The sequence below is a fragment of the Pseudomonas brassicacearum subsp. neoaurantiaca genome (genome assembly GCF_013608025.1).
Taxonomy (GTDB): Bacteria; Pseudomonadota; Gammaproteobacteria; order Pseudomonadales; family Pseudomonadaceae; genus Aquipseudomonas.
This window is the reverse complement of record NZ_VDLV01000001.1, coordinates 80,834-95,225: the sequence shown is the minus strand read 5'-3', so window position 1 is coordinate 95,225 and position 14,392 is coordinate 80,834. Positions and strand designations below refer to the sequence as shown.

10 protein-coding genes and 1 pseudogene are annotated in these 14,392 nt (G+C 60.7%); 1 reads left to right on the top strand and 10 read right to left on the bottom strand.

The genetic code is table 11. The features are described 5' to 3' along the window. Positions 1 to 10: 10 nt before the first annotated feature. The 6 genes and pseudogenes from FHK92_RS00425 to peaA form a co-directional block, all read right to left on the bottom strand. Positions 11 to 349 (bottom strand): annotated as a pseudogene (locus FHK92_RS00425) (SbtR family transcriptional regulator); the annotation flags it as partial. A gap of 27 nt (positions 350 to 376) precedes the next feature. Next, positions 377 to 2,065 (bottom strand): AMP-binding protein, encoded by a 1,689-nt coding sequence (locus tag FHK92_RS00420; protein ID WP_181286278.1) that lies wholly within the window; start codon positions 2,063 to 2,065, stop codon positions 377 to 379. Positions 2,066 to 2,152: 87 nt separating this feature from the next. Continuing rightward, positions 2,153 to 3,271: a quinohemoprotein amine dehydrogenase subunit beta gene (gene peaD / locus FHK92_RS00415; RefSeq protein ID WP_181286277.1), complete on the bottom strand. Its 1,119-nt coding sequence runs from the start codon at positions 3,269 to 3,271 to the stop codon at positions 2,153 to 2,155. A 24-nt stretch (positions 3,272 to 3,295) separates the two neighbouring features. After that, the gene (gene qhpC / locus FHK92_RS00410) at positions 3,296 to 3,619 is read right to left on the bottom strand and encodes a quinohemoprotein amine dehydrogenase subunit gamma (protein ID WP_007933151.1); all 324 of its coding nucleotides are present in this window, start codon (positions 3,617 to 3,619) and stop codon (positions 3,296 to 3,298) included. Between the two features lies 1 nt (position 3,620). Then, positions 3,621 to 5,051, bottom strand: coding sequence for a quinohemoprotein amine dehydrogenase maturation protein (gene peaB, locus FHK92_RS00405; protein WP_181286276.1), 1,431 nt, complete (start codon positions 5,049 to 5,051; stop codon positions 3,621 to 3,623). A 79-nt stretch (positions 5,052 to 5,130) separates the two neighbouring features. Beyond that, entirely contained in the window at positions 5,131 to 6,711 is a 1,581-nt protein-coding gene (gene peaA, locus FHK92_RS00400) for a quinohemoprotein amine dehydrogenase subunit alpha (RefSeq protein ID WP_181286275.1), read from the bottom strand. 479 nt (positions 6,712 to 7,190) lie between these two features. Between peaA and FHK92_RS00395 the strand changes: the two genes are divergently transcribed. After that, positions 7,191 to 8,681: an aldehyde dehydrogenase family protein gene (locus FHK92_RS00395; RefSeq protein WP_181286274.1), complete on the top strand. Its 1,491-nt coding sequence runs from the start codon at positions 7,191 to 7,193 to the stop codon at positions 8,679 to 8,681. Between the two features lie 121 nt (positions 8,682 to 8,802). Here FHK92_RS00395 and qhpG read toward each other — a convergent pair whose 3' ends face one another. The 4 genes from qhpG to FHK92_RS00375 are packed head-to-tail and all read right to left on the bottom strand — an operon-like array spanning position 8,803 to position 14,384. Beyond that, positions 8,803 to 10,098 carry a flavin-dependent monooxygenase QhpG gene (gene qhpG, locus FHK92_RS00390; protein ID WP_181286273.1) on the bottom strand — a complete coding sequence of 432 codons (1,296 nt, stop codon included), beginning with the start codon at positions 10,096 to 10,098 and terminating at the stop codon, positions 8,803 to 8,805. After that, on the bottom strand, positions 10,095 to 10,772 hold the full coding sequence (gene qhpE, locus FHK92_RS00385) for a subtilisin-like serine protease QhpE (protein WP_181286272.1): 678 nt from the start codon (positions 10,770 to 10,772) through the stop codon (positions 10,095 to 10,097). Before qhpE ends, qhpG begins: the two co-directional genes overlap by 4 nt. Further along, the gene (locus FHK92_RS00380; RefSeq protein ID WP_181286271.1) at positions 10,762 to 12,480 is read right to left on the bottom strand and encodes an ABC transporter ATP-binding protein; all 1,719 of its coding nucleotides are present in this window, start codon (positions 12,478 to 12,480) and stop codon (positions 10,762 to 10,764) included. The genes qhpE and FHK92_RS00380 overlap by 11 nt, the downstream gene beginning before the upstream one ends. Beyond that, complete coding sequence (locus FHK92_RS00375; RefSeq protein WP_181286270.1) at positions 12,480 to 14,384, bottom strand: sigma-54-dependent Fis family transcriptional regulator; 1,905 nt, start codon at positions 14,382 to 14,384, stop codon at positions 12,480 to 12,482. Before FHK92_RS00375 ends, FHK92_RS00380 begins: the two co-directional genes overlap by 1 nt. Positions 14,385 to 14,392 lie beyond the last annotated feature (8 nt).

Below are 14,392 nucleotides of genomic sequence, written 5' to 3'. Positions count from 1 at the left end.
CGGGCATCACCTACGGAGCATTCTCAGGCGCCCCCGCGTTCTTCTTCAAACTTTCAGGACTGCCCGCGCACAGGCCACCCATCACCAAGTCCATCAATCTGTCGAGACGAGTACGCCATTGGCTCTGGGAATCGATTTGCCATATGCCGGCAGTGGCGAGAAAAAGGTCGTCGTGGGTGACGCCGCCACGAATCGTCCCGGCCTCCTCATTAGCCCTCAGCAGTAGCTCGGCTGCCGCCTGGACTGGCGCATATCCAGATTTCTCCGGAAATTCGTAGGCAGAAGCGGCCTGTCGTATCGCAGTCGCGAGCCCGGCCTTGGTCATCGCATATTCAGCGAGGCAACTCACATCGCTGCCCAGGCGAATAGCCAGCGGCTACGCCCCCTCGCCGCTCGGCGCTCCCAGTTCCTCTACGCTGATTTCACGCATGCGGAATTTCTGCACCTTGCCACTGACGGTCAAGGGGAAATCGTCAACGAACTTGAAATGGCGTGGCGTCTTGAAATGAGCGATCCGGCCTTTGCAGTATTCGCGCAACTCGTCGGCGCTGGCCTGATGTCCCTCATGCAACCTGATCCAAGCCACGATCTCTTCTCCGTAGACGTTGTCCGGCACACCGATCACCTGCACGTCGGCCACCGAAGGATGGGTGAAGAAAAACTCCTCGATTTCGCGCGGATAGACGTTTTCACCGCCGCGAATGATCATGTCCTTATTGCGGCCGATGATCCTCAGATAACCCTCCTCGTCCATGATTGCCAAGTCGCCGGTGTGCATCCAGCGTGCATTGTCGATGGCTTCCGCGGTCGCTTGCGGGTTGTTCCAGTAGCCCAGCATTACGCTGTAGCCTCGGGTACACAATTCACCGACCTGACCGCGAGGAACGATCCGGTTTTGCTCGTCGACAACTTTGTTTTCCAGATGCGGCTGCGTGCGGCCGACACGGGTGACACGGTGCTCGATATCATCGTCCGGCCCGGTCTGGGTGGAGACCGGGCTGGTTTCGGTCATGCCGTAGGCAATCTGCATTTCCTTGAGATGCAGTTCCTCAATCACCCGCTTCATGACTTCAATCGGGCAGGTGGAGCCGGCCATGATGCCCGTCCGCAGGTGACTCAAGTCCAACGACTGACGTTCCGGGTGATCGAGCATGGCAATGAACATCGTCGGTACGCCATACATGCCGGTCGCTTTCTCCTGTGCAGCGGCCCGCAGGGTCTCCAAAGGATCGAAGGCTGCACTGGGATAGATCATTGTCGTTCCGTGGGTGAGACAACCCAGATTGCCCATGACCATGCCGAAGCAGTGATACAGCGGCACCGGTATCACTAACCTGTCGTGCTCGCTGAGCTTTAGACTTTCACCGACCATAAAACCGTTATTCAGGATGTTGTAGTGGCTGAGGGTGGCCCCTTTGGGAAATCCGGTGGTACCCGAGGTGTACTGGATGTTCACAGGGTCATCGAACTGCAACTGGTCGCCGCATTCGCGCAGTTGCTGCGGCGCCACCCGTTCAGCCAAATCCAATAGCCCCTCCCAGGACAACATGCCGCCCACCGGCTCGTCGCCGAGGCTGATCACACCGCGCAACTCGGGCAAGCGACCACTTTCAAGTGCGCCAACGCCGCAGCGCTGGAGTTCGGGCAGCAGCTCTTGAAGCATTGCGTGGTAGTTGGAGGTCTTGAACGAATCGGCACAGATCAGCCAGCGGCACCCCGATTGCTTGAGCGTGTACTCAAGTTCGCTCGACCGGTAGGCCGGGTTGATGTTCACCAACACCGCCCCCACCTTGGCGGCCGCAAATTGGGTGATGCACCATTGCGCGCAGTTCGGCGACCAGATGCCCAGCCGCTCGCCCGTCTTGAGCCCCAGCGCGAGCAGCCCTCGTGCGCAACCGTCCACCTCCTCGGCCAATTGCGCCCAGGTGTAACGTAGACCCTGATGCCGCACCACCAGCGCTTCGCGCTCGGAGAACCGCTCGACCGCTCGATCAAAGGCGGCGCCAATAGTCATCGCCAACAAGGGCGTTGTCTGCGGCCCGCAGGTGTAGCTTGGTAAACTCATATCGAATCCTTTTGTACGATCCGGTGCGCCGTGGGTTGCATCACCACGGCGCCCTGACTGAATGACAGCTGCCCTTCCCGGCTTTCCTCAACGCATGAATATCTGCGCCGTGGTAATTGCCATATCACCGCCGGGCAATCTGATGCTGCCGATCTGCTTCAAACTGTCGGCATCGAACACCGCTACGTCGTTGAAGGTCCCCGCCAGGTAGATCTTGCTGCCGGCCTTGTTGAACGAAATGCAGTAGTAGGAGTGATCCAGGGTCGCGGCCTGGAGCAGCTTTTTCTGCTTGATGTCGTACTTGGCCAGGCGGTTGAGCACGCCGAACATCAGGTTCGGGTCCTTGGGTGAGCGCATGCCACTGAAGTAGATTTCTGTCAGCGGACCGAAGTCGATGGTTTCGGTCTTGCCGGTTTTAAGGTCGATGCTGAACAGCCCATAGAGGTACTCGGCTGTGGCCGGGTCCTGCTGCTTGTCCTTGAATTTCGCAGCGGTGTAGAGCAGCGAAAAATCATGACGGTAGGTCTGCTGGTTCCAGACATAGAGCACGTCCGGTGCGCTGTAGTTTTCACGTTTCCAATGGCGACTGGGGATCAGCACGTCGAACTTGCCGGTGTTCACGTCGACCTTGTAGACATCCGCCCCGGCCACATACAGCGCGCCATCGTCCCCACTTTGCATGATGGTCAACTGGCGCGGTGCCGGAAAACTGCGTACGGGTCTGGCGTCCATACCGGCATCGGTTGCGTAGACATCGAGCCGGGGTTGCTGCACCTCGTAGCGATCGTTGAGCATCAACGTCGGGTTGGCGATGGCGAAGAGTTCCTTGCCGTCGTGGCTGAGGGTAAAGGCGAACATCGACTTCGCTTTCTCGCCGGGTTTCTGAGTGATGCTGGCGTGGAAGACCTGCTTGCAGCTGTCGAGCTCAACGCCGTAGATATCTGCGTAATGGTTGTTCAACACGTAAGCGGTCTTGCGATCCGGCGACAGCTGCACAGTGCCGGGACCGAAGGCATCGGGCATCTTGCAGGTCTTGAACAGGCTGTCGGTGGCCAGGTCGATCACGTGCAGGTTGTTCGGATAATTGGTGGTCACCATGTATTCGTGACCGCTTTGGAGCGCGGTGTTTTCATCGGCCAGGACATTGAGCGACATGGCGCCCAGGACACCGAACGCGGCCAGGCCGCAGGCTTTGATGCATTGCATGCTGGAATCCTTCTTCGTGACCGATCATTTGTCTTTTGGAAAGACAGTGCCAAGGTTGCGCCAGTTTTCGTTGGACGCCTGGGCATCCTTGTTCCAGTCCGGATAGGTGCTCATCATGTCCGGCACCTGGGCCGGCCACCAGCAGGGGTCGGAGCAGCCATACAGGTCCGCTTCCATGGGCTGGCAGAGCGACGACACACCGCCAAACGCATCGATTTCCCAACCTGGGTCGGTCGTCGAGGCGCAGCCGGCGACGGAACTCATCGCCACCACTTCTTCGATACGGTTTTCGGCCGCGGCCTGATCGAGTTTCTGGGCTTTGTTGTTGATTGCCTTGAGATGTTTCATATCAGTGAGCCTTGCGCGGAGTGATGTAGCTGCTGATAAACGCAGGGTTGTGAGCCATGATCCGGGTGTAGACCTCGATGCCGAAGTCGACCCAGTCACGCATCAGTTCGCAGTAGTGATAGGTCGGATGAGTCGGGTCGCCGTATCGGGCGTAGCTCTCGTGGTAGCAGCCGCCGGAGCAGAGATTGCGGATCTGGCAGTCTTCGCAACCGGTGTTGGTGCGGTCCAGGCGCTGGGACAGGAAGTCGTTCAACTCGACCTGTTTCACCCCGCTGTGGACGTTGCCGAACGTCGGCAAGCTCGAACCGGTAAAACGGTGGCACAGGTTCAATTCGCCCTTGTGATCCACCGCCAGCATCTTCAGGCCCGCGCCGCAAGGCAGGGCCTTTTTGTGGCCTTCATGAATGTCGGTGATCAACTGGTGCAGGTTGGAAAAACCAATGTTGCGGTGTTCGAGCGCCGCCTCCAGATAACGCCGACCGAGCTTTTTCATGTTGGCGAAGACTTCGATCAGCTCGTCGCTGGACAGGTTGAAGCTGCTGATATCGCCAGACGTCACCGGAGCGAAACCGACTTCGGCAAAGCCCAGTTCGTTGAACAGGTGGTCCCAGATCGTTTCAACGTCGGTGACGCCCGTGGTCAGGGTTACCCGCGCACCAACCGGGCGGCTGTTGTAGCGCGACAGCAGCATCTCGGCCTTGCGCCGCACCACGTCATACGTGCCCTGCCCGCCCACGGTGATGCGGTTGCGGTCGTGCACGGTTTTCGGCCCGTCGATACTGACCGAGAGCCCAAAACGATGGGCGTTGAGGTAGTCCACGGTGTCTTCGGTGAGCAGCGTGGCGTTGGTGGTCATGACAAATTCGACGAATTTTCCCGCCTCGGCAAAACGCTTTTCGCAATAGTCGACCATGTACTCAATCAGCTTGCGATTGCTCAGCGGCTCGCCCCCAAAAAACACCACGGTGAAACGCTCTTCATCCGGGGATTCGCGCAATAGCATTTCTACCGAAGCGACCGCCGTTTCGACGTCCATTTTCTTACCGGCCGAGGGCTTGTCCAAGTCCTCTTTGTAGCAGTAGGTGCAGCTCAGATTGCAGCCCGTGTTGACGTTGAGCACCACGGTATTGATCGCGGTGCGCTCGACGCGTTTGGCAGCGATGTCAGGCGTCAGCGGCGAGCCGTCACTGACCAACTCCAGGGAGATCAGCTCACGCAGGGTCTCGGTGATTTCTTCGCCGTTGAAGCGTTCGGCCAAGCGCTGGATCAGGTCGTCCGACGAACAACCGGGACCGCGCAAGGTATCGATGATGGTGCCGGTCAGCTCATCGCTGGCGAACAGCGAACTGCTGGGGATATGGAACAGCATGCGGTCGGCGTCGACATGCACTTCGTGCAGATTGCGCTCGACCAGATTCAAGATAGCGCCCATTGCAAACCTCCTGTACAAGCCCGTATTCAGGGCTTGCGGTCATTCCGAAAAGTGTCTGGAACCGTTAAAAACAGCCAACTTATGGAATGGGTGGATTGTTCCAGCGTTGCACGGTGACGATCATGTGGCCTTCGCCGGTCAGGGATTTCCCTGCATCATCGACGGCGGCGATCACCTTGAGGTTGCCGGCATTGTTGGTGGACATCTTGCGTTGCGGGTTCGGCCCGGCATCGCCTGGGGTGAATACGCCGCTATCGGCCTGCATGGTGCCGGCAAACTTGACGTCTTCATCCTCGTTGGCGCGGTCGTCGAAAGCCTCGACCTTCCACTGCGCCGGGAATACGCCGATGCGATAGGGCTTGCCGCCAGCCCCTTTGCCCCACGCCTCGGCATCGAAACGGCCCTGGACTTTCGGCGTCGATCCACCGCCCTCGCCGATCCGCGCCACCGAAAACTCGGGCACGACTTTGACTTCAGCGATCTTGCTGTAGACGGACAGGGTCGGGCCTTTCAGCGCGCCAACCGTGACATTGCGCAGGCCCGGTTGCGCATTGGCTGCGGCCTTGAGCTTGACCCGTAGGCGCTCGGGGGTTTGCTCCAGCACCTTGACCACTTCCACGCCTTTGCCAAAGTTTGGTTTGCCAGTGAGACCGCTGCCGATCAGGGTGACTTCGGCTTCGCTGCCCGCCTTCAGATAACCCGGCTGCACCGCCAGCAAACGATTGGAACCCTGTTTGGCGGCGACGAAGTCCAGGCCCCGCTCGTCGTGCTCGGCCTCGAACATCCGGCCCTGCATGGCGTTGCCTTGGGCCGCGAATACCTGGCGCATGGTCACACCATCGATGGTCACGTTGCCGCGCCATTCGTATCCGCTGTAGAGAATCGCGCTACCGTCACCCTCGAATGGACTGCCGTCGGCGTATTGGCCTTTGACGTTGACCTTGAACGTATCGCTGCCATCGGCAGTCACGCTCATGACGCCAGCCAGTTCGCCTTTGCCCGGCAGGTGCCCGCTGAAGCTCCAGTCGCCGACCAGCGCCTCGGCTTTCGGTGCGCTGGCCAGCCATTTTTTCCAGGCCGGATTATCCAGCGCATAACGCTTGGCCAGCAGCGGCACCATCTCTTTGCGGGCCAGGTCGAACCAATCGCGGTCACGGGACAGGGCCTGGTATTCCAGCGACGGCCATTGGCCGAGGTGAAAATTCACCAGGCGCTCCCATTGCTGAGCAGGTCGACGTTGCAGCGCAACCCGCGCCCCCGAGTGGCAACGGCCGCACATCTGGCTGGTCTGATCATCAAATTTTTCAACGGTATTGAGCCGGCGCTCCAGCGCATAACGCACGCCGTCTGTTTCGCTCGGTGCCAGGCCCTGGGTGTCGGCCAGGTATTTGACCAGGGCTCGGCGGTCGTCATCGCTGATCTGCAAACCGTGCATGGTCTGCATCCGGGCGATGCTCATCAGCCAGCCCTCCGGGGTTTTGCGTTGGTGGCTGATACGGCTCAAGGCGTTATCGGCTTCGGGGGTGTGACAGCCCTGACAGGTTTCCTTGAGGATGGTCTGGGCGTCGCGAGCTGCCAGGCTATGAGGCGAATGCAGCGCCACACAGGCCGCCACGGCCAGCAGACTGACGCTCAGGCCTGATCGGAGTTTTCTCTTCATCAACGTCGAACCTCGCACGGTGCTTTCTTATTTTTGTGGCTTATCGTTTTTATGGTTTCTGCCGTCGGCGACAAGCCGCTGACGGAGGCAAGAGAAACGTCTGCGATGAGCAATACACGGAGCGTGCCAGCTAAACGAACATCATTTAAATCAAATAGTTATGTGAATATCGTGGCTTTTTCGCGCATCAAAACGAGAGGGCCTGCGTCTAATATCGCGACAGCTGTTGCAGTCTGAGACAAGCATAGATGCCTCCGGCTGGAACACTTCATAGCCCTCGACGATGTTTCGGTACAAACGGGAATGACTCGTCGTCTCATGCATTGTCGCGATTTGCGACAAAACCCTGGTTGCCAACCTTCCTCTTTCATCGCTGAAACCCCACCAACAAAGGGCTCTCCGCCCGTTCCTGATACTTGGCACAGCCATTGCCAACCTTGGAGAAATCCACGTCCTCACGCACAACAAGAGGTCTCATCATGCCCCTACCTTTTCTGCTCCCCGCCACCTCGGCCTTCGTCCAACGCGCCCCACGCATGCTCATCGGCGGCGACTGGGTCGAGGCCGCGGACGGCCAGACCATGCCGCTGCACAACCCAGCCACTGGCGAAGTGTTGTGCGTGGTGCCAAGGGCCACGCCCGAGGACGTTGATCGCGCGGTGCTCGCCGCCCGCCAGGCCTTCGACGACTCCGCCTGGACCCGCACCCGCCCTCGGGAGCGGCAGAATCTGTTATGGAAACTTGCCGACTTGATGCAGCGCGACGCCGAGCTGCTGGCGCAACTGGAATGCCTGAACAACGGCAAGAGCGCGGCGGTGGCGCAAGTGATGGACGTGCAACTGTCCATCGACTTCCTGCGCTACATGGCCGGTTGGGCCACCAAGATCGAAGGCTCCAGCGTCGACGTGTCGCTGCCGTTGATGCCCAACGATCAATTCCACAGTTTCATTCGCCGCGAAGCGGTGGGCGTGGTCGGCGCCATCGTCGCCTGGAATTTCCCTCTGTTGCTGGCCTGCTGGAAACTCGGCCCTGCCCTGGCCACCGGGTGCACCGTCGTGCTCAAACCCGCCGACGAAACGCCGCTGACCGCGCTGAAGCTCGCCGAACTGGTGCTGGAAGCCGGTTACCCCGAGGGCGTGTTCAACGTGGTCACCGGCACCGGTATCACGGCGGGCTCCGCCCTGACTCACAACCCGTTGGTGGACAAGCTGACGTTCACCGGTTCCACCGCCGTGGGCAAGCAGATCGGCAAGATCGCCATGGAATCCATGACCCGGGTGACCCTGGAGCTGGGCGGTAAATCGCCGACCATCGTCATGGCTGATGCCGACCTGAAGACCGCTGCCGCGGGTGCCGCCAGTGCGATCTTCTTCAACCAAGGCCAGGTCTGCTGCGCCGGCTCCCGGCTGTATGTGCAGCGCAAGCATTTCGACAATGTGGTGGCGGACATCGCTGACATCGCCAACGCGATGAAGCTCGGCAACGGCCTGGACCCTAGCGTCGAAATGGGCCCGTTGATCTCCGCCCGTCAACAGGAACGGGTTTATGGCTACATCGAAAAAGGTCGGGAAAGCGGCGCGACCATCGCCTGCGGCGGTGAGCAATTCGGGCCGGGGTTCTTCGTCAAACCCACGGTGATTGTCGACGTCGACCAGCAACATGCATTGGTACAAGAGGAAATCTTCGGCCCGGTGCTGGTAGCAATTCCGTTCGATGACGAAGCCGATGCGTTGCGCATGGCCAATGACAGCCCTTATGGCCTTGGGGCGAGCATCTGGTCGAATGATTTGGCGGCGGTGCACCGGATGATTCCGCGGATCAAGTCGGGTTCGGTGTGGGTCAACTGCCACAGCGCCCTGGACCCGGCGTTGCCGTTCGGCGGTTACAAGATGTCTGGGGTCGGGCGGGAGATGGGGTATGCGGCGATCGAGCATTACACCGAGTTGAAGTCGGTGTTGATCAAGTTGTGATTGGCGGCGTGCTTTAGACCGCTATCGCGAGCAAGCTCGCTCCCACATTGGCTTTATGTTCGACGCAAAACCACTGTGGGAGTGAGCTGCTCGCGATAACGCCAGCCCAGACAAGCAAATGTCAGGGCTTGAACCCCTGCCCCAGCAACCAGCTCCGAACCATCCTTCCCTGCTCCGCCGACAACCCCTCCAACACCCGCTCCGCCGGCTCGCTGCGCAACCGTCGTACCAATGGCGCCAGCTCAACCCCTTGCACATGCCAGATCCCCAGCGGCTGATCCGCCGTGATCACCACCTCGGCCTCATCCACAAATCCATCCTTGAGCACCGGCGCAGACTCGATTCTCAGCGCGGAAAAATCCGCCTCGGCGTGGGTGACCTCGGCATCCGGCCACAGCCGCCGCGCCTGCCAGAACGGCTGGTCCGGCCAACGCTGCTCATCGGCATAAAAGTCCCGGCCAATGCGCGCAAAGCGCAAAAACAACTGCTTGACCCGCCGCTGATGAAAACGCTGTGCCAGCAAGCTCCGCTCAGGTTTGCGCAACAGCGTGTTGATCACCGCAGGCGCCTGCAAGGCCGAAGACAATGACTGGAAGATGCCATTACCCGACAGCGGGTCCACTGCCATGGCCGCATCCCCCACCCGGATCCAGTTATCGCCACAGATCTGCGAAGACAAAATCGCCGTGCTGCTGCGGGCATGCAGGTGCAGATTGGTTGGCGGTTCATCCCCGAAAAACGCCCGGGCCACTGCCGATTGCTGGCGGCGCTGACGGCAGTAATCAAGTAACAGCGCCTTCCCCGGCAACTCGGCACTGGCCACGTCCATTGTCCATTGCCAATAACACTGGCCGTCGGCCCGACGCGCCATCCAGGCCCAACCGTCTTCAAGGCTTTCCACAGCGCTGGCGGTGATACCCGGCGCACCTTGCCAGCGATTGAGCAAACTGACTGTCTCTGGCCCCCTCAGGCCTTTGCCAAGGGCGGGCGCCTGGCGTCCACGAGCCTCCACCAGGAAATCCGCGAGCAACGCTTCGCGCCCTTGCAGTTCGATTCGATGCCCCGAGGCTTGCGACTGCACCGTCAGCACCCGGCTTTCGATCAACTCGACGCCGGCCAGCCGCAAATCCTCGCGCAAGCCTCGATCGAAGCTAGGACGATCCAGCAAGAATTCGACGTTCTGCGCGTGCTGCTGACCGTTCCAGGACACCTGCCGCTGGGAAGGCTGCGCCGCATCCGTCAACGCTTGTTGCAACCCAGCACCGCGCAAGGCATCCAGCACTCGTATAGACACCCCTTCGAGCGCCGCAAAGCGCCGCCACTCACTGACCAACGTGACGGGGTACCCGAGCCGCCGCAGCCCCAGGGCCACCGCAGCCCCCGCAGGCCCGGCGCCGAGAATCACAATCGGCTTCATGGGCCGACACGCCGTTCAGGGCCTTGATAACAGGCGTTCTTTTGCAGCCACTCGACAACGTGTTCGTTGCTCGCCTCGGGATTTTCAACGAGGAAACTTGCAATGTGCCCGCTCAACGCCGCACAGCCGAGGCTCGCGCCCGACTGCCCCGGGTGGGTGCCGTGAACACATGCGGCGAAATCTGCCTGGGCGCTGTTGAGCCACGACCATTGCTGCTCGGTGCAACGCGCATCACCCGTCGCTCGCAACACCTGCGGATAATTCGCCGGAAACACCCCTTCACCCTGGGCCGGGCTGGACGCACACAACAAAATGCCCTGCGCCACCGCTGCGGCGCAGGCTTCACGCAACAGGCTACGATCGTGCCGCAAACCGAGGCTCAGGTTGATCAGCCGCACCTCTTGCGCCACCAGCCAATCGATGGCGGTGGCGATCTGCAAGGCGCTGGTGATACCACGCTGGTCGAATACCTGAGCCACGCAGAAAACCGCCACCGGCGCCCGTTGGCTGATGGCCTCGATCACGGCACCGCCGTGGCCCAGCGGATCATCGCGTAAATCGCTTTCGGCCAGGCCATCCTCCAGCAGCGAGAACCGTCTGCCGGCAATCACCCGCATCCGTTGCGCTGGCGAATGACCGCTGTCCACCACGCCAATCCGCAGTTCAGGCCTCATGTTGCACCGTGTCTGAAGTGAGCACGCCATCGAGCAGTTCAAAGCGCAGGTCGGCATCGGCCAGGGTCGAGGGACGGTGGCTGATCAGGATCCGCGTGCGCCCGGCGAACAGGTGGTCGATGGCCTCGATCACTTCGCGTTCGGTGGCTTCGTCGACCGCCGAGGTGGCTTCGTCCAGCACCAGGATCAACGGGTCCTGCAGCAGCGCCCGGGCAATGGCAATTCGCTGCTTCTGCCCACCGGACAGTTGCTGGCCACGCTCGCCCAAAGGGCTGTCGAGGCCTTCGGGCAGTGACTCGATCAGGCTGTCGAGCTGCGCGAGCCGCGCCACTTCGGCAATGGCTTGGCGGCTGGCGTCCGGCACGGCGTAGGCCAGGTTGTCGGCGAGGCTGCCACGAAACAGGACGATGTCCTGGCTGACCACGGCAATGCGCCGGCGCAGTTGGAACAGGTCCAGTTCTCGCAGATCGACCTCTCCCAGCAAGACCCGACCGGACTGCGGATCATGGTGCCGTTGCAGCAGATCGATCAGGGTCGATTTACCGACACCCGAACCGCCGCTCAGGGCGACTTTCAAACCGTAAGGAATTCGCGCTTCAATGCCACGCAAGGTGGTCGGGCGACCGGGGTGGCCGAAGTGCACGTTGTCGAAACGCAGTTCGCCAGAAGCCGGCATTGGCTGTGGCGTAACCGGTGTGAAAACAGTTGGCTCTTCACCGCGCAATTCCATGACCCGCCCGAGGCTCACGGTCATCCGCTGAATCGCGACATAGAGCCCGAGCAAGCTTTGGACCGGCCCCACCGCCATGCCCAAATACGTCGAAAACGCAATCAACGCGCCCAATTGCCAAGTCCCTTGCACCACCCAGTACCCGCCAATCAAGAACGCACAGGCACGGGACAACGATGTCAGCGTGCCGGGCACCGCCTGCGTGAAAAACTCGGTGACTTGCAGGCGCAAGAGTTGACTCATATAGCCTTGGCCCAACGTCTCCAGCCTTCGCGCTTCACGCTGTTGCTGACCCGCGGACTGAATGAACTTCATCACTGGCAAGGTCTCGACCATGAATGAGGACATATCCGCCGAACGCTCGCGCAACTGCCGCACATCGAGCTCGACCTTGCGCCGCATCCAGCGTAGCCAGAGCACGTCGAGTGGAATCAGCACCAAGGCCAGCAGCGAAAGTTTCCAGGACAGGGTCACCAACATCGCCACGGCGACCACCAGGCCGATCACGCTCGATACCGCAGAGAACAGCGAGTCCACGGCAAAGCGCTGGATTTCCGCGATGTCGCCATCGAGACGCGACATCAAATCGCCGATTCGCCGCTGCCCATAGAAGCCTGGCGAGAGCGTCTGCAAATGCCGATAAAGGTCATCGCGCAGGGCAAACAGAATCCGTCCGGACAATCGCGTGTGTAGATATCGATTAATGCCCGACAGTGCCGTACCCACCAACCCGGCGGCAATCATCAACCCGGCGACCAGCACCAGCATCGCGAAGTTGCGCGCCAGCAGGCCGTCATCGATCAGCAACTTGGTTAGCCAAGGTTGCACCAATACCAGCGACGAGGCGCAGACCGACAGCCCAAGCAGCCCGACAATCGCCAACCGGTGCGGGCGCACGAAGCTGTAGAGCCAGCGCAACGCCGTTTGCAAATTCGCAGAGTCCTGGCTGTCGATCAGCCGAACGATCAAACGCAGCATCACGAGCGCAGCTGTTTAAGCTTGCGATACAGGGTCGCGCGGCTGATGCCCAGGGCGTCGGCGGCGGCTGAAACATTGCCTTGGTGCGTGTCCAGGGATTGACGAATCAATTCCAGTTCCTGCTCTCGAATACTGCCACTCGCAGGGCGCTCGCCGGCGGTCAGTTCGTCGAGCATGCTGTCGGGCAAATGGTCGAGGGTTAGCACGGTATCCCCCGGTTCACGCATGGCCAGTGCGGTGCGCAAGACCATTTCCAGTTGGCGAATGTTGCCCGGCCAGTGATACCCGCCTAGCAAGCGGATCAAATCCTCGTGCAGGACTACTGTCGGCGCATCGAGCTTGGCCAGCAAACGGTCGATCAGGCCATTGAAGTCGTCGCGCTCGCGCAGGGCCGGGAGCATCACGCTGATGCCGTTGACCCGGTAGAACAGATCCTCGCGAAAGTGTTTGTCTTCCACCAGGCGCTTGAGGTCGCGGTGCGTGGCGCAGATCAGTGCGATGTCGATGTCCTGCTCTTCGCCTGCGCCCAGCGGCGCGACTTTGCGATCCTGCAATACCCTGAGTAAACGAGCCTGCAAGGCCAGCGGCATGTCGCCGATTTCATCGAGAAACAACGTGCCGCTATGGGCCTGCTGCAGGCGCCCGACCATGCCGCCCCGGCGCGAACCGGTAAAAGCACCTTCGCGGTAGCCAAACAGTTCCGACTCGATCAAGCCTTCGGGGATTGCCGCGCAATTCACCGCGATGAAAGGCTTATCGCAGCGGGTTCCGGCCATATGCAGGGCTCGGGCAATAACTTCCTTGCCGGTGCCCGTTTCGCCCAGCAGCAGCACCGGCAGATCATTGGCCAGGCCTTGGCGGGCCATGCGCAGTGCCCGGGCATAGCGGGCATTGTTGCCGGCCAAGGACTCGAGATCGGGTTGCGGCGTTGCGGTTTTAGTGGGGGTGCGCGGTGCGGTACTGACGCTGAGCGAGCGCTGCGGCGCCCGCAGGGCTTTGTAGAAAAGTTCACCTTTGGCGGTTTGCAGGCTGCCGATGCCGCCCTGATTCAGACGCGATAACAATTGCAGGCCATCGACACCCAGAAACGCTTCACAGGGCCGACCCACGAGTGCCGAACGCTCGGCGTGGAGCAACTGACAAGCTTGGGCGCTGGCCGCGAGAATCTGCCCCCCGAGACTCACCGCGAGCAAGCCCTGCCAAGGGGATTCGAGGTATTGCCGACGGCTGTGGAAAGCGAGGACGATCTGGTCCGGGTAATAGGCATTGAACACACGACTTTCGATCTGGTTGACGGCCATCGTCAGCAGTGCGGTGCCATCGCGCAAGTGACCGAGCGGGCCTTCGCGAGTCAGGTCAAGGACGCCGAGGATGTCGCCCTGGGGACAATGGATGGGGACCGAAGTACAGGAAAAATCGGTCAGCCGGTCGAGGTAGTGTTCCCCGCAATCGATCATCGTCGGACGCGCTTCCACCAGTGCGGTACCCAGCGCATTGGTACCGCGTGCCGCTTCGCTCCAGCAAGCGCCCAGCGCGATATCTTGAAGGTTGCTACTTTTGAAACGGTCGGCGCGCCCTTCGGCGGCAAGGATGGTGGCGTCGGAATTGGCAAGGATGACAAGCCCTTCCTTGCCCTGGCGCTCAGCCAGGTAATCTATGGCCGGCATCGCCGCATCGATCAACAACCGATTGCTTTCCAACAGCACCTCAAGGCTCGCGTTCGACCCCAGCGCCAGTTCTTGCGTGGCGTTGAAATGCACGCCATGGCTGAGACTGCGCCGCCACGACGCATCGATTTCCGCCCGTAATACGCCATCGGGAACGGTGCCTTCGAGGTGCAGCTTTTCTCGGGCCAGCCGGGCTTCACGATGCAGTTTGGGATGAGTTGTTTTTATCAGCGTCATCAAGCGCT